This is a genomic window from Tenacibaculum profundi (assembly GCF_052050075.1).
Taxonomy (GTDB): Bacteria; Bacteroidota; Bacteroidia; order Flavobacteriales; family Flavobacteriaceae; genus Polaribacter.
Map to the genome: position 1 here is coordinate 3,360,291 of NZ_CP197225.1, position 25,949 is coordinate 3,386,239.

19 protein-coding genes and 1 pseudogene are annotated in these 25,949 nt (G+C 30.9%); 10 read left to right on the plus strand and 10 right to left on the minus strand.

The features are described 5' to 3' along the window. Positions 1–323: 323 nt before the first annotated feature. Positions 324–1,073: a thioesterase II family protein gene (locus ACSIGE_RS13595; protein ID WP_440880417.1), complete on the plus strand. Its 750-nt coding sequence runs from the start codon at positions 324–326 to the stop codon at positions 1,071–1,073. Between the two features lie 138 nt (positions 1,074–1,211). Here the strand turns inward: ACSIGE_RS13595 and ACSIGE_RS13600 are convergent, their stop codons facing one another. Both ACSIGE_RS13600 and ACSIGE_RS13605 read right to left on the minus strand, forming a co-directional pair. Further along, positions 1,212–1,670 (minus strand): SET domain-containing protein, encoded by a 459-nt coding sequence (locus ACSIGE_RS13600; RefSeq protein WP_440880418.1) that lies wholly within the window; start codon positions 1,668–1,670, stop codon positions 1,212–1,214. A 469-nt stretch (positions 1,671–2,139) separates the two neighbouring features. Further along, positions 2,140–5,586, minus strand: coding sequence for a methylmalonyl-CoA mutase family protein (locus ACSIGE_RS13605; RefSeq protein ID WP_440880419.1), 3,447 nt, complete (start codon positions 5,584–5,586; stop codon positions 2,140–2,142). A gap of 643 nt (positions 5,587–6,229) precedes the next feature. Here ACSIGE_RS13605 and ACSIGE_RS13610 point away from each other — a divergent pair. After that, positions 6,230–6,757, plus strand: coding sequence for a DUF4136 domain-containing protein (locus ACSIGE_RS13610; protein WP_440880420.1), 528 nt, complete (start codon positions 6,230–6,232; stop codon positions 6,755–6,757). Positions 6,758–7,035: 278 nt separating this feature from the next. Here the strand turns inward: ACSIGE_RS13610 and ACSIGE_RS13615 are convergent, their stop codons facing one another. Next, entirely contained in the window at positions 7,036–8,535 is a 1,500-nt protein-coding gene (locus ACSIGE_RS13615; RefSeq protein ID WP_440880421.1) for a TrkH family potassium uptake protein, read from the minus strand. Then, positions 8,536–9,882: a Trk system potassium transporter TrkA gene (gene trkA / locus ACSIGE_RS13620; RefSeq protein WP_440880422.1), complete on the minus strand. Its 1,347-nt coding sequence runs from the start codon at positions 9,880–9,882 to the stop codon at positions 8,536–8,538. Between the two features lie 94 nt (positions 9,883–9,976). Here trkA and radC point away from each other — a divergent pair, with 94 nt between their 5' ends. The 3 genes from radC to ACSIGE_RS13635 are packed head-to-tail and all read left to right on the plus strand — an operon-like array spanning position 9,977 to position 12,897. Then, entirely contained in the window at positions 9,977–10,663 is a 687-nt protein-coding gene (gene radC, locus ACSIGE_RS13625; RefSeq protein ID WP_440882221.1) for a RadC family protein, read from the plus strand. A gap of 24 nt (positions 10,664–10,687) precedes the next feature. Further along, positions 10,688–11,995 (plus strand): DUF7033 domain-containing protein, encoded by a 1,308-nt coding sequence (locus ACSIGE_RS13630; RefSeq protein ID WP_440880423.1) that lies wholly within the window; start codon positions 10,688–10,690, stop codon positions 11,993–11,995. Continuing rightward, complete coding sequence (locus ACSIGE_RS13635; RefSeq protein ID WP_440880424.1) at positions 11,992–12,897, plus strand: hypothetical protein; 906 nt, start codon at positions 11,992–11,994, stop codon at positions 12,895–12,897. The genes ACSIGE_RS13630 and ACSIGE_RS13635 overlap by 4 nt, the downstream gene beginning before the upstream one ends. On the opposite strand, the gene ACSIGE_RS13640 is transcribed toward ACSIGE_RS13635, so the two are convergent. Next, the gene (locus ACSIGE_RS13640; RefSeq protein WP_440880425.1) at positions 12,887–14,149 is read right to left on the minus strand and encodes a hypothetical protein; all 1,263 of its coding nucleotides are present in this window, start codon (positions 14,147–14,149) and stop codon (positions 12,887–12,889) included. The two genes, ACSIGE_RS13635 and ACSIGE_RS13640, sit on opposite strands and share 11 nt — an antisense overlap. Next, positions 14,142–15,272 (minus strand): glycosyltransferase family 4 protein, encoded by a 1,131-nt coding sequence (locus ACSIGE_RS13645; protein WP_440880426.1) that lies wholly within the window; start codon positions 15,270–15,272, stop codon positions 14,142–14,144. The genes ACSIGE_RS13640 and ACSIGE_RS13645 overlap by 8 nt, the downstream gene beginning before the upstream one ends. A 64-nt stretch (positions 15,273–15,336) precedes the next feature. Here ACSIGE_RS13645 and ACSIGE_RS13650 point away from each other — a divergent pair, with 64 nt between their 5' ends. The 4 genes from ACSIGE_RS13650 to ACSIGE_RS13665 all read left to right on the plus strand — a co-directional run bounded on the left by ACSIGE_RS13650 (position 15,337) and on the right by ACSIGE_RS13665 (position 18,808). Continuing rightward, on the plus strand, positions 15,337–16,017 hold the full coding sequence (locus ACSIGE_RS13650) for a YjjG family noncanonical pyrimidine nucleotidase (RefSeq protein ID WP_440880427.1): 681 nt from the start codon (positions 15,337–15,339) through the stop codon (positions 16,015–16,017). 99 nt (positions 16,018–16,116) lie between these two features. Continuing rightward, a complete protein-coding gene (locus ACSIGE_RS13655; protein ID WP_440880428.1) occupies positions 16,117–16,662 on the plus strand; it encodes a hypothetical protein in 546 nt (181 codons plus the stop codon). After that, on the plus strand, positions 16,659–18,038 hold the full coding sequence (locus ACSIGE_RS13660; protein WP_440880429.1) for a DUF5723 family protein: 1,380 nt from the start codon (positions 16,659–16,661) through the stop codon (positions 18,036–18,038). Before ACSIGE_RS13655 ends, ACSIGE_RS13660 begins: the two co-directional genes overlap by 4 nt. Before the next feature lie 68 nt (positions 18,039–18,106). Beyond that, on the plus strand, positions 18,107–18,808 hold the full coding sequence (locus tag ACSIGE_RS13665; protein ID WP_440880430.1) for a hypothetical protein: 702 nt from the start codon (positions 18,107–18,109) through the stop codon (positions 18,806–18,808). Positions 18,809–18,832: 24 nt separating this feature from the next. Here ACSIGE_RS13665 and ACSIGE_RS13670 read toward each other — a convergent pair whose 3' ends face one another. Beyond that, positions 18,833–20,104, minus strand: coding sequence for a replication-associated recombination protein A (locus ACSIGE_RS13670; protein WP_440880431.1), 1,272 nt, complete (start codon positions 20,102–20,104; stop codon positions 18,833–18,835). A 115-nt stretch (positions 20,105–20,219) separates the two neighbouring features. Here ACSIGE_RS13670 and ACSIGE_RS13675 point away from each other — a divergent pair, with 115 nt between their 5' ends. Beyond that, the gene (locus ACSIGE_RS13675; protein ID WP_440880432.1) at positions 20,220–20,948 is read left to right on the plus strand and encodes a rhomboid family intramembrane serine protease; all 729 of its coding nucleotides are present in this window, start codon (positions 20,220–20,222) and stop codon (positions 20,946–20,948) included. Between the two features lie 11 nt (positions 20,949–20,959). Here the strand turns inward: ACSIGE_RS13675 and ACSIGE_RS13680 are convergent. The 3 genes and pseudogenes from ACSIGE_RS13680 to ACSIGE_RS13690 form a co-directional block, all read right to left on the minus strand. Continuing rightward, a pseudogene (locus ACSIGE_RS13680) lies at positions 20,960–21,082 on the minus strand (23S rRNA (guanosine(2251)-2'-O)-methyltransferase RlmB); the annotation flags it as partial. Positions 21,083–21,186: 104 nt separating this feature from the next. Next, complete coding sequence (locus tag ACSIGE_RS13685; protein WP_440880433.1) at positions 21,187–22,671, minus strand: RagB/SusD family nutrient uptake outer membrane protein; 1,485 nt, start codon at positions 22,669–22,671, stop codon at positions 21,187–21,189. Between the two features lie 7 nt (positions 22,672–22,678). After that, positions 22,679–25,831 carry a SusC/RagA family TonB-linked outer membrane protein gene (locus ACSIGE_RS13690; RefSeq protein WP_440880434.1) on the minus strand — a complete coding sequence of 1,051 codons (3,153 nt, stop codon included), beginning with the start codon at positions 25,829–25,831 and terminating at the stop codon, positions 22,679–22,681. Between the last annotated feature and the right edge of the window lie 118 nt (positions 25,832–25,949).

Below are 25,949 nucleotides of genomic sequence, written 5' to 3' on the forward strand. Positions count from 1 at the left end.
TGAGAAAGATAAACTTAATTATCCGTTTACATTCATTTATAGTCGTTTGTAAACGTTTGTAAATGAATGTAAACGTTTAATATCGTTTAAAGGTTTTCTATTTATGATAAAGAATTTTTCAAGATAATTTAAAATCTTTTTTATATGTTTCGTCAAATTTAACTCAACGGAAAATTAATCTTAAATGATAAGGTCTTCTTAAAACAAAGTGTTGTGTTTGATTGTACTAGTTTTATAAGTATAATAAATAGTAAAAAAGTTTGCTTATATAGTGTTAATAGTAGTAAGTTCGTTAGAACAGATCTAACCAAATAAAAAGATAAATGATGAAAATAATAGCGCTGCCTTTTGCAGGCGGTAACAAGTATAGTTTTAAAAAATTAGAAAAATTTTTACCAAATTCTGTGGCTTGGATCACGCTTGAATTACCCGGTAGGGGAGGGCGATTCGATCAACCAATTTTAGAAGATATAAACCTAATGGTAAGTGATTTATTTGAGCAAATAAAGCTTTACGTGTCAGAGGATGAATACATGATTTATGGTCATAGTATGGGAACAGTGCTTGGATATGAGCTTACAAAGTTACTAGTTAAATTAAAGTATAAATTACCACAATGTTTATTTTTTACGGGTAGGGGAGCTCCAGGAGTTCACGAGATGGATAGAAGATCAATATTACCCAAAAATAAATTTTGGGTTAGGGTAAAAAATATGGGAGGATTACCAAAAGAAATTTTAGAACATGAAGAATTATTAGAGCTATTTTATCCAATTTTAAAAGCAGATTTTAAGGCTTTAGAAAACTATCAATTTATACCGATGCATACACCTCTTCCGATGCCTATTTTTATTAACATAGGAGCGGATGAGGTAGGGGATACGATAGATAAAATTTCAATGGAAGCCATTGAGGCATGGAAAAAAGAGACACTATTTCCGCAAAAAACTGAATTTATTCCAGGAGATCACTTTTTTATTTTGACCTACCCAGAACACGTTGTAACCAAAATAGTGAATGCTTTTCATACTGCTGTAAAAATTAACGAACAGCTAAAAAAAAGGATATATTAATATTATTTATAGATTGAAATTACTATCATAAAATTTTCTTTTTTTAGCAAAGAATCTTTATTCTTAGAATAAATTCAAATATTAAACGAAATAACACCAAAGTAGTCTATTCAATAGGCTACTTTGGTGTTATTAAATTTATTGAGGAACTAGATCCATTTCCAATAAGTAAGGAGCTGTATATTTCTTATACTTTAGTTTTAAAGACGCTGAAAGGTCTTTCCATCCTGTAATGGTTCCTCTACAATTTATAGCATTGCATTGACAGGTATACGGAAAAAAATCTACAGTATAGTTCCGCATGGCATAATCAAATGTAATTTCTTCATCCTGATTTATTTGTCGAATAGCAACAAAGTTATGCGCTCCAGTTTCATTTACCTCAATACCGCAATTAGGATTACAAGAGTGGTTTACCATTCGAATAGTCTTATTGTGCAATACAAAACGATTACTATCAATTTGTGAAGCATGAGAGTGGTTTTCGCTGAGTTCTTGTTCTATTTCTCCTATAATAACGGTTTCTCCTATTTCAATTTTTCTTGAAGCAAATACACCTTTACCTTTGTCTTTTGTTTGTTTTAGGGTTACTATCATTTTTTAGTAGTATTGGTTAAGTTTGATTGTTTGTACCATTCACATTTTAAAATTACCACAACATAAGGTTTTTATTCTCATATGGTCATTTTAAACATCAAATGGTGTTTTTTGTATATCATTTATTTCAATTTTGCTTTGAGCAAAAGAGAGTACCTAAATAATATAGCTGATGATTCATTTGAAGTATTTATGGTTAAATACAACAGTAATAATCACTCTAAAGTACTGTATTTACTGGGTAAATTAAAATAAAATAGGAGCTGGTGAAGTGGTTTTGCTTTATTGAATATGAATGGTCACTTTTATTGTCAGATGTGTAATATTTTCGTTTTTATTGCTTTTATTTTTATGATACTTCGTCTTTATTGTTTTTTATTTTCCAAACTGTGATGTCTTTTACAAAGTAATTAGATACTTAAAAAGTAGTAAGAAGTGTACTTTATTATTAAAGTACACTTCTTATTTTTTACATATTTCTTCTGTATTGACCTCCTACTTCGAATAAGGCAGCGGTTATTTGTCCCAATGAACACACTTTTGAAGCGTCCATCAATTTTTCAAAGATATTTTCATTTTGAATAGCAGCTTCTTGAATAGACTTTAATTGAGTTAAAACCTTTTCTTCATTCGCTTTGTTTAAATTTTCCTTAGTCTTTATCTGTAGTTGTTTCTCTTCTTCTGTAGCTCTAATAACTTCCTGAGGTGTTACTGTCGGAGATCCTTTAGAACTCAAAAAGGTATTCACCCCAATAATTGGAAATTCTCCTGTATGTTTTAATGTTTCATAATACAGACTTTCCTCTTGAATTTTAGAACGTTGATACATTGTTTCCATAGCACCTAGTACACCACCTCTCTCTGTAATCCTATCAAATTCTTTAAGCACCGCTTCCTCAACTAAGTCTGTTAACTCTTCAATAATAAAAGAACCTTGAATTGGATTTTCATTTTTAGCTAATCCAAGTTCTTTGTTAATAATTAACTGAATGGCCATTGCACGACGAACAGATTCTTCTGTAGGTGTGGTGATGGCCTCATCATAGGCATTGGTATGTAAAGAGTTACAATTATCATAAATAGCATATAGTGCTTGTAACGTAGTCCTAATATCATTAAAATCAATTTCTTGTGCATGTAAAGATCTCCCCGAAGTTTGAATATGATACTTTAACATTTGGGCTCTTGCATTTGCACCATATTTATACTTTAAGGCCTTAGCCCAAATTTTTCGTGCAACCCTACCAATTACAGCATATTCAGGATCAATACCATTTGAAAAGAAAAAAGATAAGTTAGGACCAAATTTGTTGATGTCCATTCCTCTTGATAAATAGTATTCCACGTAGGTAAATCCATTAGCTAAAGTCAAAGCTAATTGGGTAATTGGATTTGCACCTGCTTCAGCAATATGATAACCAGAAATTGAAACTGAATAAAAATTTCTAACATTTTTATCTATGAAATATTCTTGCACATCACCCATTAAACGAAGCGCAAATTCCGTGGAAAATATACACGTGTTTTGAGCTTGATCTTCTTTTAAAATATCAGCTTGTACTGTTCCGCGAACTTGTGTTAGTGTGGTTGCTTTAATTTCATTATAGATGTCTGAAGGTAAAACTTGGTCGCCTGTAATTCCTAAAAGAAGCAAGCCTAAGCCGTTATTTCCCTCAGGAAGCTTACCATTATACTGGGGCCTTTCAATTTTTTTATGATCGTATAGTTCTTGCAGTTTAGTTTCGACATCTGCTTCTAGCCCATATTCTTTGATATATTTTTCGCAATTTTGATCAATCGCTGCATTCATAAAAAAGCCCAATAGCATAGGAGCAGGACCATTAATAGTCATTGAAACAGAAGTCATGGCATGACTTAAATCAAAGCCAGAATATAATTTCTTTGCATCATCTAAGCAACAAATAGAAACGCCTGCATTTCCAATTTTACCATAAATATCAGGTCTGTGTCCAGGGTCATTACCATACAATGTAACGGAGTCGAAGGCCGTGGACAGACGTTTAGCTGGCATTCCTAAGCTTACATAATGAAAACGTCTATTGGTTCGCTCTGGTCCTCCTTCTCCAGCGAACATTCTAGTTGGATCTTCACCGGTTCTTTTGAAAGGATACAATCCAGAAGCATAAGGGAATTCTCCTGGAACATTTTCTTGTAAGTTCCAACGAAGTAAATCACCCCAAGCAGTGTATTTAGGTAAAGCTACTTTAGGAATGTCAGAATGTGAAAGTGATTTGGTATGTGTTTCAATATTAATCTCTTTATCTCTTACTTTAAAAGTATAAATAGGGTCTTTATACTTTTTAACTTTAGAATTCCAGTTTAAAATGAGTTCCCAATTGTACGGGTCTAAATTCATTTTAACACGATCAAACTCTTTGATTAATAGTATTAAGAATTGTTTGTTGTCTTCATTTTTACTAAATGTTAAAATTTCTTCTTCGTTAATTCCTGATTTATCTAAAAAAGAAACTGTAGATTTATCTATTTCAGCAACCGAAAGTATTGTCTGATAAATTCCGTAAAGCTTTTGAGCTACTTTCTCCTGATCATCAACTTTTTTATCGTAAGCTCTATTATTCTCTGCAATTTCAGATAGATATCTTGTTCTAGCTGGAGGGATTACAAAGATTTTTTCAGACATCTCTTTCGTAATCTCAAAAGTAGATTTTAAGTCAGCTCCAGTCCTATCAACAATTTTATCCATAATAGCTTTGTATAATGAATTCATTCCTGGATCGTTGAATTGTGAGGCAATTGTTCCAAATACAGGCATTTCATCCATAGGCACATTCCAAAGATCATTATTACGCATGTATTGTTTTTTTACATCCCGTAAAGCATCTAAAGCACCACGTTTATCAAACTTATTGATGGCTACTAAGTCAGCAAAATCTAGCATGTCGATTTTTTCAAGTTGTGTAGCTGCTCCAAATTCAGGAGTCATTACATATAAAGAGGCATCAGAGTGCTCTATTATTTCTGTATCAGATTGACCAATTCCAGAAGTTTCTAAAATAATTAAATCAAATTCAGCTGCTTTTAATACTTCAACAGCCTCATTTACATATTTAGATAGTGCCAAATTAGATTGACGCGTGGCCAGCGACCTCATGTAAACGCGGGGATTATTAATGGCATTCATACGAATACGATCACCTAATAAAGCCCCTCCAGTTTTACGTTTTGAGGGGTCAACAGAAATTAATCCAACAGTTTTATCAGGAAAGTCCACCAAAAAACGTCTTACCAATTCGTCAACAAGACTTGATTTTCCAGCACCACCTGTGCCTGTAATTCCAAGAACAGGGGTTTTTGACGTTTTGTTTTTTTTATGAATGGTTGCAAGAGTGTCTTTTGCCACTTCAGGAAAGTTTTCCGCTGAAGAGATAATTCTAGCAATACTCCCTATTTTTTTATCAGATAGATGTTTTACCTCTCCATTAAGAGTTTTTCCAATCGGGAAGTCAGATTTTTTAACAAGATCATTAATCATACCTTGTAAACCTAGTTCGCGACCATCATCAGGAGAGTAAATTCTAGTAATTCCATAATTCATTAACTCTTCAATTTCCTCTGGAAGTATTACACCACCGCCGCCACCGAAGATTTTTATATGACTAGCTCCTTTTTCTTTAAGTAAATCATACATGTATTTAAAATACTCATTATGACCGCCTTGGTAAGAAGTTAAAGCAATGGCGTTTGCGTCTTCTTGAATTGCGCAATTAACAACTTCTTCAACACTTCTATCATGTCCTAAATGAATAACTTCAACCCCTGTTGATTGAATAATTCTTCTCATAATATTAATAGCGGCATCATGACCATCGAATAAAGAAGCTGCTGTAACAATCCTTACTTTATATTTAGGTTTATAGGGAGTTATTTGTTCCATCCGTAATTTTAGTTGAATATTTAGAATGCAATTTACGGAAAACAAAAAAAAGATTAAGGTATTTTAAAAACTATATATAATTAAGAAAGGCCCAGGGCTTTCTATTATTTAAGTAATTAATATTTCCTTCATTTAAGTAGGCTTCTTTTTCAAAACTTATATTTTTATAGGCAAGTGCTGTATTTTGATATATCAGCAATTTTATAATCCATTCCATTATATAGAAAAAAAAGAAGAGTAAAATGAATGTTTCTCTTTGCTGTTTTAAGTGTATTTCTTCATGATTAATTAGGAAAATATCACTTTTAAGTGAAGTTTTCTTTAGAAAAATAAAAGGATATACTGCAAGCCCTGCGAAGCCTTTTGGAATAATGTATTTTGAAATAACTATCACAACACAAAGGTAGTCATTATTATATAGCTATAATTTGATTTCATATGTTATTCTTACTTTTTAAAGAAAAGGTTTAAATAATTTAATATTTATTTTGTTTGGCACTAAAATTGATAGTTATTTTATAGAAATACTACGAAGTATATCACGTAAATATAATCAAATTGGATCAACGGGAATCAACTGGTTTCTTTTAGGTGCTTAAGGTAAGCTAGTAAGCAGTGTAAAGAAGCTTTTAAATATATCAAAATGAGACTATCAAAGTTACTATTATTATTTTTTACTATCCTGCTTACTTCAGCATGCAGTTCGGTACGAGTATCAACCGATTACGATACAAGTATTGATTTTACGAAATATAAAACATTTGCTTTTTATAAAAAAGGTATTGATAAAGCACCAATTAATGATCTGGATAAAAAACGGATTTTGAGAGCTGTGGAGGCTAATTTAGTAGCCAAAGGAATGTCTAAATCATCATCTCCTGATTTATTGATTAGTTTATTTACAAAATCAAGAGAACGAATTAATATAAATGATAATAGGTTTAACGGATTTTGGTATCCATGGTATTATACACCAAATCCTTTAATTGTATCTCAACATACAGAAGGTACTTTATTTATAGATTTATTAGATGCGAAAAATAAAGAGCTTGTTTGGCAAGGTGTTGGTACAGGTGCTTTAATTATGAGAAATAGTAAGGAAAGAGAGGTTAGAATTAAAGAGTTTGTAAATGAAATAATGTTGAAATATCCGCCAGGAAATTTGCAATAAAAAATATATTTTAAGGGGGATCAAAGAGAAGTGTTGAGATTATTTATTAATCTTGAGCTTCTCTTTTCGCTAATTCATTTTATGTTTAAAGTTATCTTAAAATAAAAGCTTTACCGTTTTAACTGAATATTCTATTATTAGTAAGTGTTTATATTTCCGCCAAAAAAGGTTATTGAAGTATTTAATAAATACTACTAAAATGTTTGTTTAATTTGAAAACTTTGATGTTTTTGAATTTTATTAATTTATAAATACAAGTAAGTTAATTGGTTGGATAATTAATTTTTTTGCCAGAAAAAAGGTGTAAGTAAGATAAGAACAGTAAACAATTCTAAACGACCAATAAGCATTAAAAAAGAGCAAAACCATTTAGCTCCTATAGACAAATGAGAAAAGTTGTCCACAGGGCTTACACTGCCTATCGCAGGTCCGATATTTCCTAAAGAAGAAGCACATGCTCCAAGTGCTGATTTTAAATCTAATCCTAGGAATGCTAAAATAACTGCTCCTACTATAAAAATTAGCATGTATAAAATAAAAAAAGAAAGGATATTAAATACAATGGATTGATTTACCGCTTTTCCATCATATCGCACGGGTATTATGGCATTTGGATGTAAAGACTTTTTAAATTCTAAAAAACTATTCTTTAGCATTACAATATGACGAACAATTTTAATTCCTCCAGAAGTTGATCCAGCAGAACCACCAACAAAAAATAAGGCAAAAAATATTCCTGTAACAAAAAAATTCCACATTGTAAAATCAGCAGAAACAAAGCCTGTAGTAGTTACCACTGAGATAATGGAAAATAATGAATGTCTTATAGCACTTTCAATTGGACCAAAAGGCATTGGATGCTCTATAGTGGTTATTAGATTAGGATCATTAAAGAAAATAATTGCAAAAACAACGATTAATGAAATACCTAAAATACTGAATAAATAATATTTAAATTCTTCGTTTCTCAGAACTTTATTAATTTCTCCTTTAAGTGCATAATAAGTTAATACAAAATTTGTACCTGCTATGAACATAAAAAAAATGATAATGTATTGAATTATAGGTGTGTTATTCCAATGGGCTATGCTTGCATTTTTAGTAGAAAAGCCCCCCGTACTTACGGTTGCCATTGAATGGTTTATTGCATCAAACCAGGTCATACCAGCAACTTTTAGCAATAAAAATTCTGCAGTTGTTAACAAAACATAGATAAGCCATAATCGCTTTGCCGTATCCGTTATTCTTGGATGCAGTTTATCTGCTGAAGGACCAGGGGCCTCAGCCATAAAAAGCTGCATACCTCCAATTCCTAACAATGGCAAAATAGCAATTGTCAAAACAATAATTCCCATTCCTCCAATCCAATGAGTTGCGCTTCGCCAAAAGAGTATTCCTTTTGGCATGGATTCAATATCTGTTAATATGGATGATCCAGTAGTTGAATAACCAGAAATCGTCTCAAAAAATGCGTCTGTAATAGAAGAAATTGCCCCTGTAAGTAGGTACGGAAGCATACCTGTGGAAGTTAGCATTAGCCAACCTAAAGTAACAATAAGGTAGCCTTCTTTAGCTTGAATATTTTTAGAATTCGGTTTATTAAAAAAAAACAAAAGGGAACCGATGGTTATGGTGATAATTCCAGCATTTAAAATACCGAAAGCTTGATCTTCTTTGAAATATAAGCTAAAAGGTACTGCCATCCACATAAACAAACCGTTTAAAATAGCAGTAATACCTAGAAATCGATAAATGATTTTAATATTTAGATTTTCCATCTAGTTAAATAAATCTTCCACAATTGTTATTGATTCTGGTAAACAGAAGACAATAGCCTTATCTCCACTTTGTAATTGGAAATCACCAAAAGACATCAGAGCTTTACCGTCTCTTATAACACCTCCAATAATAGCTTCTCTTGGGAATCTTAATTCTTTGATGATTTTCTTTGTTACTTTAGCATTGGGTTGAACTTCAAACTCAAACACTTCAGCGTCAACATTGTGAAGGTTTGCTAAGGCTAAAATCTCTCCTTTACGAATGTGACGAAAAATATTACTTGCGGCGATCAATTTTTTGTTAATTAATGTGTCAATACCTATTGTTTGAGATATATTTATATAATCCATATTTTCAACAAGCGCTACCGTTTTTTTTACGCCTTTTGATTTAGCAACTAAACAAGACATTATATTCGTTTCAGAATCCCCTGTAACCGCTACAAAAGCATCCATTTCTCTAATATTTTCCTCTTCTAAAAGTTCTAAGTCCCTACCATCACCATAAATAACTAAAGTGTTACGAAGTTCTTCAGCTAACGCAAAGGCTTTATCTTTATTTTTTTCTACAAGCTTCACCTTGAAATCATCCTTACAAAGCTTTCTTGCTGTTTTTCTTCCAACCCTACTACCCCCGAGAATCATAACATTTTTTATATCAATGTGTTCTTTTCCGATAATTCCATAGAGTTTATCAATACTGTAATTTGGAACAGAAAAATAAACTTGATCATTTAATTTGTAAGTAGTATCTCCTCTAGGGATAATTGTTTGACTAACGCCTTCTCTTTTAATAGCAATAGTTATAAAGTCAACCAAACAAAATTTATCTTTAGCCTCTTTTACAGTTAGGTCTAGTATCGGAGATTTGTAACCGAGCATAGTTCCCATTACGTTGAAGACACCGTTTTCAAAGGCTACTGTATCGTTAAAAGAAGATTGATTTAATAACTGTTTAATTTCTTTGGCAGCAAGATCTTCAGGAGAAATCATGAAATCAACACCAAACTTTTTAAAATCAACAGTTTTATTACTTAAAAATTCAGGATTACTTATTCTAGCAATGGTTTTTTTAGCACCTAGTGATTTACCAATAACAGAAATCGTAAAATTGGTGTTTTGACTCTCTGTAACTGCCAAAAGTAAATCTGCACTATCAATTCCAATTTCTTTTAGAAGCTTAATGGAAGTGGCATCTCCTTTTTTTGCAATAACATCTAGGTGATTATTTATATAATTTAATTTGTCCCCATCATAATCTATGATGTATGTATCCTGAGATTCGTAGGACAATAGTTTAGCCAAATGAAAGCCTACGTCTCCGGCTCCGGCTATGATTATTTTCATATCAAAATAAAAAAAAGATATCATGCAAAGATACGCTGCTATGTTTGTCTGTGCAAAAAATGGTTTATATTTAAAACAAAAATTAATACAAAAAATGGAAAAGTTATCTATTAAAGCTTGGGCTATAGACGATAGACCACGTGAAAAAATGTTGTTAAAAGGAAAAGAATCATTATCTGATGCAGAACTCTTGGCCATACTTATAAGCTCAGGAAATAAAGAAGAGAGTGCAGTACAATTGTCAAAAAGAATTTTGAAATTTGTCAATACAAGCTTGGTAAAGTTATCCAATAGTACAATAGAAAAGCTTATGGAGTTTAGAGGAATAGGTGAAGCTAAAGCTATTACGATTATGGCAGCTTTAGAACTAGGAAAACGTAGGCAGTTTGAAGGGAAAACAAGTTTAAAAAAAATAACAAGTTCTTCAGAAGCTATGACTATAATGAAGCCTATATTGAGTGATATCCATCATGAAGAATTTTGGGTTTTGTACCTCAATAATGCTAATAAAGTAATTGCTAAAAAACAAGTAAGCAAAGGTGGACTAACCGCAACATTAGTAGATGTTCGTATTATATTTAAAAAAGCGATAGAGTTCAGTGCAGTTGCAATAATTCTGTGTCATAATCATCCGTCAGGAAAACTGAAACCAAGCAACGCAGATATTAATTTGACGCAAAAAATAAAAAATGCTGCTGAAATACTAGATATTAGACTACTAGACCATCTTATTGTAAGTGAAAAAACATATTTTAGTTTCGCAGATGAAGGAATTTTGTAAGTTTGTTTAAATGATTGAACAAAGATGCTTATAGTATACACGCATAAATTAACTCCAAGAATTAGATATGTTTTTAAGCATATATTAACAAGAATTCTTCAAATCCCAATCGGCTTTACCACTAAAGTCGAAGAATTTGTAGCACATAGCGGACCGAAATTTTCATATTCAAAAGTTCCGTTAGGAAAAGAGTTTTTTGTAAAGAGCCATGAGTTACTTTTTCAGCAAGGGATAAAAGATGTTGAGTTATCAATTGGGAAATGGGATGGGGTTCCTTGTTTTTTTTACCAAGGAGACAAATCAGACATACCGTTTGATATTTTTTCAGCTAGTTTTTATTTGATATCGAGATATGAAGAATATTTACCTCACATTAAAGATAATTATGAAAGGTTTAAAGCTTCTGAAAGTATTGCGTTTAAAAATAATTTTTTAGAAAAACCTGTTGTTGATATTTGGGCATATCAATTCTTGAAAGAGCTTAAAGCAAGGTATCCAGTATATACCTATAAAGAAAGAGTATTTCAGTATATATCAACGATAGATGTAGATAATGCTTATGCATATAAATATAAAAGTTTTGCAAGAACAATGGGAGGATTTTTAAAGGATATTTATCAATTAGAAGTTTTTAATATTTGGGATCGATTGGCAGTTATTTTTAATCTAAAAAAGGATCCTTTTGATACTTTTCAAAAAATAATTGACAGTAAGAAAAAACATGATGTTAGAACTATTTTTTTCTTTTTGATAGGTAATTATACTTCTTATGATACAAATGTTTCTGCTGCAAAACCTAAATTTAAGTTGCTTATAAAAGATATGGTAGACTATGCAAGGGTTGGGCTACATCCTTCTTATTATACGATGAAGAATTTTGAGATGTTAAAAAAAGAGAAGAATAGGCTAGAGTCAATAACAAACATGCCAGTAATTAGATCACGACAGCATTACTTGCGTTTTTCATTACCTGATACATATCGAAAATTGATTGATTTAGAGGTGTTAGAAGACTATTCAATGGGGTATGCTAGTAAGGCAGGTTTTAGAGCAAGTACCTGCACTCCTTTTTATTTTTATGATATAGATTTTGAAATTCAAACGCCCTTAAAAATTTTTCCATTTGCCGTAATGGATACTACACTTAATGATTATATGAAACTTACTCCGAAAAGAGCATTAGGAAAAATAAGTGATTTAAAAAAGGAAGTAAAAAAAGTAAACGGTTATTTTATTACTCTATTTCATAATGAAAGTTTAAGTAATTATCAAAGATGGAGAGGGTGGAGTAGGTTGTATGATTCTATGTTGAAAATTGTAAAAAGCGAATGATAAATTATTTAGAAAGAGAAGATTTAGATTTGAAAAAATACGATGATTGTATTCAACAATCTATTCAATTTAATGTTTTTGGATTTTCATGGTATTTAAACACTATTTGCGATCAATGGGGAGCGTATATTCTTAACGATTATGATGCGGTAATGCCAGTTCCCTGGAGGAAAAAAGTATTTATTAAATATGTTTACCCTCCTTTTTGGATGATATATTTAGGTATTTATTCTAAGAATTACGAGGATGAAAATGAATTTTTGATTGAACTACTTGGGGATTTTAAATTTGTAGAGCTGCGCATGAATACTAAAAATTCATTCAGTATGTTTAAGAAATTTCAAATAGAAAAAACGACCCAAATTATATCACTCAATAAAGAGTATGGAGAAATAAGGGCTACTTATAATAGAAATAGAAAAAGAGAATTGCAACGAGCAATAAAATTAGATCTAACAGAAAGATGGGAAGATACTCCAGGTGGTTTTATTGAGTTATTTAAAAAAAATATAGGAAAACGAATTCGTAAAGTAAAAGAGAGTGATTATAAAAATTTACAAGAATTAATAAATAATTGTTTAGAAAAAAGGGTAGGGGAGTTATTAACGATTTATGATAAAGACAATCATCTAGTTTCCGGAGCTTTTTTTTTAAAACAGAAAAATAGGGTTACTGAGTTAGTTTGTGCATCTGACTTTAATAATAGAAAAAATGGAGCTAATACTTTTATGAATGACCGTGCGATATATAAGTATCAAAAGCATTTCGAAGTTTTTGATTTTGGGGGGTCTTCTATGAAAAAAATAGCTAGGTACTATAAGAGTTTTGGAGGTATTGATGAAAAGTATGTTTTTATAAAATACAATAATTTACCCTTTTTTGTTAAGCTATTTAAGCGTTAGTGTATTTTTTATAATGATAAAAAAAAGCAAAACAGGAAGCCAAACCTGTAAGCCATAAAAGTATAGCTGATGTAATAGCCGCTCCCTTTATACCTAACTTTGGTATTAATAAATAGTTGGATACGATGTTGATAAAAATAGCAGTCATTAATATTAGGTAATTGCTTGTAGCTTTCCCTATAGAGGAAAGCAGATTGCCAAAAAGCCCTCTTAATATCAAAACACCCGCTGCGCCAAAAGATATGATGAAAAGAGTCTCCCTGTAAATGATGAAAGAAGTATCAAAAAAAGCTAATATATAAGAGCCAAAGTAAGCAACAATACCAAGAAAAACAATGCTAATTATTGAAAAGAGTTGTATGTAATTTCTTATGTAATTACATACATATTTTTTGTTTTCAATATTTTCTGTGACACTAACAAAGTCTGTTGCCATAAATACCCGAGGTAAAAAAAATAGACTATAAGGAATAAGAGTAATGTATTTTAAGGCTGTAATTTTCTCTGATAATTCCATAAAATATCCAATGCTTAAAATATCAATAGAAAACAAGAAAGTGGTTACTACATTTGAAAGGCTAGTGAATATACCAAATTTCCAAAAATTGTGATCGATTAATGGATAGGGAGGTCGATTTCTAAGACGAATATTAAGAAAAGAATCAATATGAAATAGCAAGACTATTGTGGGGGCAGAAATTAATGCAATAATATACCCAATCTCTTTAAAAAAATAACTAAATAAACTAACGAGTAATACAAGTAATATATTAAGTTTAATGTCAATAATGGCGTATGATTTATTCTCGAAGTTTAAACGAAACTTAGCTTTCACCATTTCAATTAAGAAATTTGGAATAAATAATAAAGACATGAAACATATATACGTTCCAGTATATTTAAAATTAAAAGGAAAAGCAATGCCTAAAAGATTCACTAAAATAGTCAGCCAGAAACAAATAATAATACCTTTTTTAATGACATAGTCAAATAGAATATTTTTATTTGATATGCTTTTTAATAATGCCCCGTATCTGATATAGCTTTGATGAAGGCCTAAACCGATAAATGGAAAAAGAAATAAAATGATATTCCACGCATATAACACTTCGCCAAGCTCTTTATTTGGAATCAATTTTATGGTGACCAAAGATGTTGTAAATGAAAGGACTCTTGAAATAACTGTTGCAAGCAGGACATAAGCTCCAGATCTGCCTAGAAAATCATAAATATAATCCTTGAGATCACTCATTTATTAACTTTTCATAAAGTGATTGAAACTTAAAGGCTATATTTTTTTTGCCAAAGTGTTTTAGTGCATAGTTGTGCATTTCATTAGTATTGATAAAGCTAGTTTTATAAATTTCTATTAAAGCGTTTTTTAGAGCCAGTTTATTGTTTTTATCAATTAAAAAACCAAAATTCTTAGGGAAATACTCGGGTATTCCACCGACATTGGTACTAATTACAGGAGTTCCACAAGAGAAGCTTTCTAAAATTACACAAGGTAAATTTTCATAGTTACTAAATAAGAGAAATACATGTGCCTTACTCATTTTTGAGGCTACATCTTTATGAGAAATATGTTCGAAAAATTGTACTTTGTTATGTATTTTAAGCTGGTTTACTTTTTTTTTATATTTCTCAGATCCTTCACCAATTAATAAAAGTTTAAAGTTATCAGTAACCAAAGAAAATTCTTTCACAGCATTTAAAATCCCCGAAATATTTTTTTGTGTATCTTTCATGTTAGATACATGAATAATGGTGAATATTTCATTTTTTTGTTTGTGTGGTTTAAAAACTTCACAGTCAACAACATTAGGAATTGGTTTATAATTACCAAATAAACCAAATGAAATCATTGCATCTCTTAGGTTATTAGAAACAGGGCATACATAGCTAGATTTTTGAACTATAAGTTTTGAAATTAAATATTCACCAAAACCTATCTTACTATTTAAAGGAGTGTGATAGCCTGTCCAATGCTCAGAAATTATATATGGTTTTTTCTTTACTGTTTTGAGATAAACAGCAAAAATCCCTAGAGGATAAATTCGGTTAACATGAACAATATCAAAGTCTCCTATTTGCTTCAAAATAGTCCTAAAAGCTTTTAAAAAAAGGACTCCTTTAAAAATTAGGTTTTTAATTCTTTTTACATAAGCAATATAGGTGTTAACATTATTAATATTCTGGTAATTAATTTCAATTTTTTTTTCAGAAAGATTATCTGTGATTATATGTAAAATAGAGACCCTATTATATCGAGCGACAGCTTCTGCATGCCGCATGATAAAGTCTCCGTTATTCGGTAATACTCTTGATGGATACCAGCTGCAAATGAATAAGATATGTTTTTTTTTATTTATCAAAGTTTTAAATAAATTTAAAATAAAATAGCTTTTTAGATGATAAAATATTTAAATTCGACCTATGATGAATACGAAACACCTTTTTTTTGATTTAGACCACACCCTATGGGATTTCGAAACCAACTCAGAGCTTACATTTAAACAGATTTTTAAGGAACAAAATATTGCCATCAATTTTTCGGAGTTTTTTAAAATTTATTCGCCAATAAATATGAGATATTGGAGGTTATACAGAGATAATAAAATTAGTAAAGAAGAATTACGTTACAAAAGATTAAGAGAAACATTTGATACGTTAGCCTATAAAATTTCAGATAATTTAATAAATCTTATAGCACGAGATTATATTGATTATTTACCAAACTATAATAACCTTCTTGAAGGAACCATTGAAGTTTTAGAATATCTTAAATTAAAATATAAACTCCATATCATAACAAATGGATTTGAAGAGGTACAGAAAAAGAAACTTGAAAAGTCAAATTTGTTGCGATATTTTGAAATCATTGTGACATCGGAGTGTGTGGGAGTAAAAAAACCCAACCCTAAGGTTTTCGAACATGCTATGGAAAGAGCATTTGCTAGTCCAGCAGAATCAGTTATGATTGGAGATAGCTTGGAAGCTGATGTGCATGGAGCAATTCAAATAGGAATGAAAGCAATCCATTTGACCAAAGAAGACAATAACAATTCAAGTGATTTCTTAAATATAAAAACGTTGAAAGAATTAAAAAAATATTTGTAAAAAATTAGTAACTTTAAACAAATGAAAAATTTTAACAAATTGATAGGTAGTTGTTTGTGTTTTTTTTGTTTTGAAAAAGAAAGTTTAAAATTGTAAAGTATGCGATCAAAAGTTATGAAATATGCGCTCTGTTTTTTTATTTTTTTTTCTTGTGTTGAAGATTTAGATTTTAATCAAGCAGATAAAATAGTATTAACGCCTGTTTATAATGTATCTCTTATCTATTCTAAATTACCCCAGACCTCGCTTGTAACTCCTTCAGGTGTTGAAATTAATCAAATATCCGATGTTACAAAATTAGAATTATTTACAAACTCCGTAGCTGATCAAATAAAAAAAATAGATCTTAATTTCGAATTAACAAATCCGTTTAATAGAGTATTTAAATTAAGTTTCAGATTTCGAAACGAAATGAATGAAGAGGTTTATAGAGTTCCCGATATTATAATTAACGAAAATGTTCAAAAATACAAGGTTAAGGAAGAGATATCTTTAACAGCGGGTGATCCTATTTTAGGGGCTACCAAAATAGAAGTGGTTATAGAGTTGTTGCCAAGCGCTGACGGTTCAATAATCGACATTAATAAAAATAAAAATTTAATTTTTAAATCAGCAGGAACTCTTTATTTCGAAATAAATTCATGAAAAAGTTAAGCGCTTCAATAGCATTATTTATGCTAGTTATTTTTAATTCAATATACAGCCAAAATCGGCAAGTACTCTATGGATTTGATCATATCCCTCAAACATTGTTATTAAATCCGGGCGGTGAAGTTGATTACAGGTATTCAATAGGTATTCCGTTGCTGTCTGGAATTTCTTTAGAAGCAGGAATGTCAGAATTGACAGTAGCAGATCTTTTTAGTGCTGATGGGGAAGACATAAATATTAAATTGAGAAACACTTTAGATAGAATAACTAGTAATGATTATTTACAGATTAATTCTCAAACTGAAATAATAAATATTGGCTACAGATTAGATCATCAGTATTTTATATCTGCTGGTTTTTACACAGAAATAGATATTTTTGGAAATGTACCAAAAGATGTTCTTACTTTGTTAAATGAGGGGAATGGGGTTTATGTAAACAAACAATTTTCTTTTTCACAAGGAAATTTTAAAGCCGAAGCTTTTGGTGTTTTACATTTTGGTGTTTCGAAAAAAATCAACGAAAAACTAAATCTAGGAACTCGTTTTAAGGTTTATTCAGGAATAGCAAACTTAACGACATCTAATAATACAGGAACTTTTACAACAAGGTTAGGTGAAGATAATATTTACAGACATTTTTTAAATGATATCAATATTGCAGCGTATAGTTCAGGTATATATGATAAAAATAATCAAACTATTAAACCTAATGTATTATTAGGGCGTTCCTTTTTTGGCGGTAACTTAGGAGTGGGTATAGATATAGGTTTCTCTTATAATGTAAATATGAATACAGAAATAACGGCAAGCCTTCTTGATATTGGTTTTATTGAATATTCTGAAGATAATAGAAATGTGCGGATTAACGGTACTTATTCTATTTCAGGAATAGAATTTCAATATGATGGAAGTACAAGTAATTATTGGGAAGATATTAAGAATGATTTTAAATCTAAACTACCATCAGAGGAGCATAGAGAGGTTTATTCTGTGATAAGACCAATTAAATTCAACTCTTCGGTAAAACATTCTTGGGGTAAAAGAAGAAAGGAAGAGAGTTGTGTGGATACAAGTTACTATGATTACTTTGATAATGGAGTAGGGGTTCAATTATTTTCTGTTTTTAGACCCACAGGACCAAAATTTGCGTTTACAGGTTTTTATGAAATAAGACTTTTGAGTTCTTTAAAGGGAAAGATAACGTATACTGTTGACGATTTTTCGTACACTAATATTAGTGCGGGTATTTCTGCTAAACTAGGTAAAGTTAATATTTATAGTATATTTGGAAATATATTTGGATGGCAGAATTTAGCTAATACAAATACAGCTTCAATGCAATTTGGAGTAAACTTAGTTTTTAATTAGTAGGATACCTCATAAAACTAATAGAATAAATGAAAAAAAAGATACTTTTTTTAACTGTTTTCTGTATTATGACCTTGAGCATAGTCGGTCAAAGCAAAATTAATAATTATAAATATGTCATTGTTCCAAGTAAATTTGAATTTCTGAAAAAAAAGGATCAATATCAAACCAGCTCTCTTACCAAGTTTTTATTCGAAAAATATGGTTTTAAAGCTTATTTAGATAGTGATAAATTACCTGGAGACTTAAATAAAAATAGATGTCTTGCTTTGACAGGAGTTGTAAAAGACGCCTCGAGTATGTTTACGACTAAAAGTTTCGTTGAGCTAAGAGATTGTTATAATAAGGTTGTATTTACTTCTGTTACAGGTAAAAGTAAGATAAAAGAGTACAAAAAAGCATATCATGAATCGATAAGGAAAGCCTTTTTGTCATTAAAGAGTTTAGGATATAAGTATTCAGTTTCAGAAAATAAAGAGTTAGAAAATAATACAGAAAAATCATTCAGTAATATTCCAAAGAATACTGCAGAAAAATATAGTGTGAATAATAATTCTTTTCCGTTGCTCTATGCACAGCCGCTAAGTAAAGGTTATCAGTTAATTGATGATCAACCTAAAAAGGTTTTTGTGATATTGAAAACAGAAAAAAATAATGTCTTTATACTGAAGAATAAAACAGGAATTGTTTATAGAGAAAAAGACTATTGGAAAATAGAATATTATGAAGGGGATCAAAAAATAATAAAGCAATTTAATATAAAATTCTAAAAATAAATTTATTTAGTGAAATCCCTAATAATCATATTTGTCTTTCCAACGTTTTTTTAAAGTATTTCTAAACTGAGTCTCACGTGCATTATTACTTGGCTCATACAACTTCGTGTTTTTTATTTCTTCTGGCATAAATTCTTGTTCTATAAAGTTTTCAGGATGGTTGTGGGCATATAAGTAATCTTTACCGTAGTTTAAATCACTCATTAATTTAGTTGGAGCATTTCTCAAGTGTAATGGAACAGATAGGTCGCCAGATGCTTTAACCAATTGTTGAGCATCATTAATAGCTGTGTATGAAGAATTACTTTTTGCCGAATTAGCTAAATATACGGTACATTGACTCAGTATAATTCTAGATTCAGGGTTTCCTATTACTGATACAGCTTGAAATGTATTATTAGCTAATATCAAAGCCGTTGGGTTTGCATTACCGATATCTTCAGAAGCGAGAATTAATAGTCTTCTAGCAATAAATTTGACGTCTTCTCCTCCCTCAAGCATTCTAGCTAACCAATATACAGCTGCGTTTGGATCACTTCCCCTTATTGATTTTATAAAGGCAGAAATAATATCATAATGTTGCTCCCCTGTTTTATCATATCTTGCTGGTGATTTTTGAATCTTCTTTAAAACAAGTTCATTTGTTATGGTAATCTCATCCTCTGCACCAACGAGTAAATCAAAGGTATTTAATAGTTTTCTGGCATCCCCTCCTGATACTCTCAACAAAGCTTCCGTTTCTTTTAGTACAATTGTTTTCTTTGATATGATTTCATCTTTTTCTAGTGCTCTATTCAATAACATAATTAGGTCATTTTTGTCAAATGAGTTCAGAATATAAACTTGGCATCTAGATAATAGGGCGGGAATGACTTCAAAGCTTGGGTTTTCGGTTGTTGCACCGATTAATGTAATCCAGCCTCTTTCAACAGCTCCGAGAAGTGAGTCTTGTTGCGATTTACTAAAACGGTGAATTTCATCAATAAAAAGTATCGGGTTTTTTTGTGTAAATAAACCATTGCTTTTTTTAGCTTTTTCAATAACTTCTCTTACATCTTTTACACCTGAACTAATAGCGCTGAGTGTAAAAAATGGACGTTCAGACTCTTTAGCAATAATATTTGCCAATGTTGTTTTACCAATTCCTGGAGGACCCCATAAAATTAAGGAAGGAATAATACCTTGTTTAATGTGATTCGTTAAAATACCATTGGGGCCAACTAAATGCTGTTGACTTATATAATCTTGTAAAGATTTTGGTCGTATTCTTTCAGCTAGGGGTTGATTCATTTTAAAGTGTATGAGTTAATTCAAAGTTACTAATTATTTTGACTAATTTTATTCTTAATGATCTGACAAATTTTCAGAATAAATTAATTGGTTGTGTTTTTGATAATAAATGATTATGAGTGAGAAAAATGAATTAAAGTCTTTAGAAAAAATAATTATAGTTCCTATAGTATTTGTTTTAATAATTTGGACCATTTACTGGTTTGAAATCAAATTTGGATTTAATTTCAATAAGTATGGCGTGTATCCTAGATCATTTAAAGGTCTCAGGGGAGTATTGTTTTCTCCTTTTATTCATAGCGGGGTTAGTCATCTATTCAATAATTCTGTTCCTCTTTTTGTATTGGCAAGTTTAACTTTGTATTTTTATAAAGAAGTGGCTGTTAAAATTTTTATTTATGGAGGTCTTTTAACAGGTTTTTTAACTTGGCTAATAGGTAGAGAATCTAATCATATTGGAGCCAGTGGGATTGTTTATTTGCTGTTTAGCTTCATATTTTTTAGTGGTATTATCAAACGACATTTTAGACTTGTCGCTGTATCCTTAGTAGTGATATTTTTATATGGAAGTATGATTTGGTATGTATTTCCGATAAAAGAAGGGATTTCATGGGAAGGACATTTGTCAGGTTTTATAGTTGGGGTGATTTTTGCTTTTATTTATAGAAAAAAAGGAGTTGTTAAAGAGAAATTTGTGTTTTCTAAGAATGGGTTTGATGATATGTTTGATGAAAATGGAAATTATATACCACCAGTTGAATTGGATGAGAATGAAGAAGAGATCAATAGTGTCCAGACAATAACTTATAAATATATTTATAAAGAAGATTCAGAAGATATCTAAATCTTCTTTTTTTATAGTGATCGTTGTCTTAGGGTTTCATATAAAATAGCGCCACAAGCAACAGATACGTTTAGTGTCTCAATTTCTCCTAATAATGGCTGTTTTACCTTGTAGTCGGATAACTTTAAAACAGCATTGCTGAATCTGTTATTTTTTAAAATATAATTATAATCTCTAAAATATTTAAAAAAACCAGGAAATATTTTCCTGGTTTTTTTAAAGTATTATTCCTTTCGAATTAGAAATTAGGGTTAGCGTCGATTTCTTTTTGAGGAATTTGAAAAATCATTTTAGGATCCATAGCAGGAATTACAAGATCTGCACCAGGCATTACTAGATTGGTTCTACCATCTTTTCTGTTTAATCCTACCCCATTTCTAGCCATATCAAAAGAAGCAAGCCCATCTCCCCAAAGTTCAATTCTACGATACAACAAAATTTCATCAATTAAATCTTGTCCTGTTTTTGTAGAAATAGTATAATTTGGATCTCTAACTGAGTTTAACTCAAATAAAGTTTGCTGTGCTTCAGTATTTTTTCCCTGCTTTGCTTGGGCTTCAGCTTTTGTTAAGTAAAATTCTGTATTTCTTAGATAAATATAATCACCTATGAACTGACCAGGTCCAGGGTGAGCAATAAATTTCAAGCTAGTATATTTAGGAGTAATGTTGTAATGAGACCAAGTACCAGGTACAATGACAACACCGTCACTATATTGTTTATCTGCAAACCAGGCTTTTCTCTTATCTGAATCTGGTATCATGTCATAAAGATTTGAATTCACTGTTTTAAAGTGATTCCAACCACTATATCCATCATTTATTTGACTTGCATGTGAAAAAAATGATGCATATATTTCGGAAGTTTGATTTGTTACAATAGCTCCCCATATAGCTTCTGATAAATTAAGTTCATCAAATCCATGCATTACATCGTTGCTAATACTTCCTGCTTGCATGGCAATATTGGCATAGAGCTCTGCTTCAGCCCAATTTTCATAAGTCAGATGATACCTAGCTAAATAGGCAGCAACAACATTTCCGTCAATTTCCTCTTTTGACGCTCTAGTATAGTTTTTTAAACCATCATAAGCTATTGTTAGGTCATCCAGTATTTGAGATTTAACTTCTAATACCGTAGATTTTGGTTGTCCTACAAAGTTACCAAAGTCGATAGGAATCGCTTCGGTAGCATCAGAAGCTTTGGTGTGTTGATATATTCTTAATAAATAAAAATATGCAATGGCTCGGTAAGTATGTGACTTAGATCTAAAAATTATTTGCTCTTCAGTAGGATTATTACCTATCGAGTTAATTACGAAATTAGCATTGTTGATTATTTTGTAAAAGAATTCCCACATAAATTCATTATTACGATTAGTTAAAATAACATTATCATAGTTATTGAATAATCCGAAATGGGTACTTACACTCATGTCAATATCGTTGCTTCTCATATCCATTCCTAAATCTACAGCCTTTAAACCGAATTCGATTGTACCATCCTCTCCGTCTCTTAAGTATGATAAAATTCCTGAATCGATAGCCTTAATACCTTGTGTGCCTCCGGTTGCTGCAATATCCTGATAATGAGAGTCTGTAAGGTATCGTTCATCTGAAAAGTCTTGATCAAAATCAGCACAGGAGGTAAAAAAAGAGGTTATTAAAAATATTGATAATATTTTTAGGAAAGTATTAATATAAAGTATTTTAAATTTTTTCATAATTAGTTTATTTTAAGTTGATATTAACACCTAAAGCAACGGTTCTGTTAGCACCGTATTCTGCAGATGAACGTCCAGTTGAGTTTAAACGCGGGTCATATCCTTGTCTAGCACTATAAAGTAAAAAAGCATTATTAATAGTCCCATAAAGTCTAACGTTATCGATGTGTAGTTTTTTTAAATACTTCTTATCAAGAGTATAAGATAAATTAATATTACTTAAACTCAAATAGCTAAGATCAACAAGATAAAGGCTAGATACCTGGTATTGATCTATTCTAAGAGGATCAACTCTAGGCAATTCTGCTTTAGGGTTATTTAATGTCCATGTTTTATCATAATCAACGATATTAGTAATATTAGAGGTAGAAGATAGTAATGAGATGTATTCTCTATCATAACCATAACCTCCAAATTGATATGCAAATTGCATTCCCAGAGAAACATCACCCAATTGAATGTTAGTACCAAACCCGCCTGTAAAGTCTGGAATGGCTTCCTTATTTAGATAGGTTCTTCCAAATTCAGCAGCGTTAGCATAATCTTCAGTAACAATTCTTTCTCCAGATGTTTGGTCTACTGTATAATATTGAGCATTACCGTTGTCAGGATTTACTCCTGCAAATTCTACCATATAGTATTCAAAAAGGCTCTTTCCTTCTTCTCTTCTAAAATTTCCGACTTGAATTGCTGTTCCGTTTGGTAGTTTTGTAATTTCATTGTTTAGAGTAGAAGCATTAGCATTAAAATTAAGTTTAAAATGCTCTTTATCGATTATATTCCATGACAATTCAGCCTCTAGACCACTATTGATCATGGTTCCTGCATTTTGAGGCTTTGAGGGTTGTCCAGTAGATAAAGGTATGGGAACATTGAATAGAAGATTATCGGTCTGTTTTCTGAAATACCCTAAAGACAAATTTAATTTGTTGAATAAACCTATTTCATATGTTACGTCAAAACTTGCCGATTCTTCCCATGTTATATCTTTACTTCCAATGGTATATAATTGTTGTGTTAAGGCTCCATTACTTTCATCGATACTGTATTGATTTTCATATGCGACAAGATTTCTTGTAGAAGTATTTGGATAAAATAATCTATCATTTCCTGTAGTACCATAATTTAGAGATAGTTTAGAGAAGTTAATAGTTTTAGAATCTCTTAAAAAATGTTCATTACTCATAACCCACGAAGCTCCTGCTGACCAAAAGAATCCCCATCGTTCATCTGGATGGAATACTGAAGAAGCATCATAACGTCCTGTTAGATTTAGATAGTAAGTATTATTTAATCCGTAAATAAATCTTGAAAAATAACCTTCTGTTAAATATTTTGTATTATAATTACTTGCAGAAGAATACACTGATGTATTATCTAAAATTGGACTGAAATCACCAATTATATTTCTTTTTGATAGCGCTAAAGTAGTAAATTTTTCTTCATAAGTCTCATGTCCCAGTAGGATATCAAAGTTATGATCTCCCAATTTTTTTACCCAAGTTAATAATTGCTGATTAGTAAAGGTCGTACGACTATTTCTATTATTTGTCAAAAGTCCATTTTGAGCCTTAGCGAATGCTCCAGCACCAGGCTTTGTAAAATCAGTGCCTTGATTCCCTTCTGATAAGTAGTTCATGACATATTTAAATTTAATATCAAAAGGTAGATCAATTTGAGCACTCATTCCACCATTAAAATTATCTCTCTTATTTGTTTCAATAGTATTTTCAATTACGGCCAAGGGATGTTCTCCAACAGCATATTGTCTTGAACCTCTACTTGATCCGTCAGAAAATATTTGAGGAGTTCCAAAATCGTATGCTAAACCACTAGGCGTATTAGGATCAAAAATAGGATTCCAATCTTTATCGTATTGGAAAACGGGATATATGGGAGCAATTCTTCGTGTCCATTGAAAAGTATTAGAGAAGAATGTAGTTGGTACACCATTTGCATCAAGCGTAGATGGAATTGCTTGACTAGACGATCTTGCATAGGCAACATCTCCACTAAGTGTGACAGCATCAAATATTTTTGCAGACGTAGCTTTTAAGCGAGCAGAATGTCTTTTGAAATTACTTCTTACTGAATAACCGTTATTAGTTTCAGTTCCCAAAGATAGGTAGTAAGTAACATCGTTAGAACCTCCTGATAAACTAATGTTATTTGAGTGAAATGTGGCAGCATCTCTAAATAAAGCATCTTCCCACTTATCGTTTACTTGTAAAACAGCAGCACTGTTCAATTTCCCTGTTAAGGGGTTTACTAGTTGATCGTCATCAACGTTATAAAGATTGTAATTTCCTAATTTAGTGATGAGGTTGTCAGAGGCGTATTGATTAGCTTCCTCTAAAGTTATGGGAGTTCCGTCATTATTTTGCTTGTAAAACTCAGAGTTAGCTAAAACACTGTGGTAAGTTTCATAAAATTTTCCAGGTGATGTAATAATATTATACTCTTTAGCTCCCCTTTGAGTAAATCCAATTCTACTATCGATACTAATATTTAATTGATTTTTTTTTCCTTTTTTAGTAGTAATCATTAAAACCCCGTTAGCAGCTTTATTACCGTATAAAGATGTTGAAGAAGCATCTTTTAATACGGTTGTAGATTCAATATCCTTAGGATTTATGCTACTAAGACTGCCCGAATATGGAATCCCATCTAAAACAATAAGAGGAGAGCTATCAGCAGAAATAGAATTGAATCCTCTTATTCTTATTATTGGATCTGCTCCTGGATTACCATCAGCTTGAATAACTCTCAATCCTGAAACCATACCCTCTAAGCTTTTTACAGGGTTAGAAAAGGTTGCGTTTTCAACTTGTTCTTGGTTGATGACACTTACAGATCCAGTAAGTGAATTTTTAGATTGTGTACCATAAGCCACAACTACCACTTCACTAAGTAGGTTATCGTTTTCTAATAAAACATCTATCCGATTTTTAGTTCCAACTGTTTTTGAAACTTGTTTGGTTCCAACGAAACTAAATGTTAGAATATCTCCAGATTTAGCTTTGATTGAATAGTTTCCATCAAAATCTGTCTCGGTACCTTTGGTAGAGCCTTTGATAAGTATTGAGACACCCGGTAGAGGGCCTGATTCATCAGAAACTGTTCCTGTTATTGTTCTAACTTGAGCAAAGATAGTTTGCACAATTAACACAAGGAACAGTGTTAAAAATTTATTACACATTGTTTTCATTAAAGTGATGTTTGAATTAATTAGCCACTAAATTCCTAAAAATATGTTAATTAAACAATTTTAATACAAT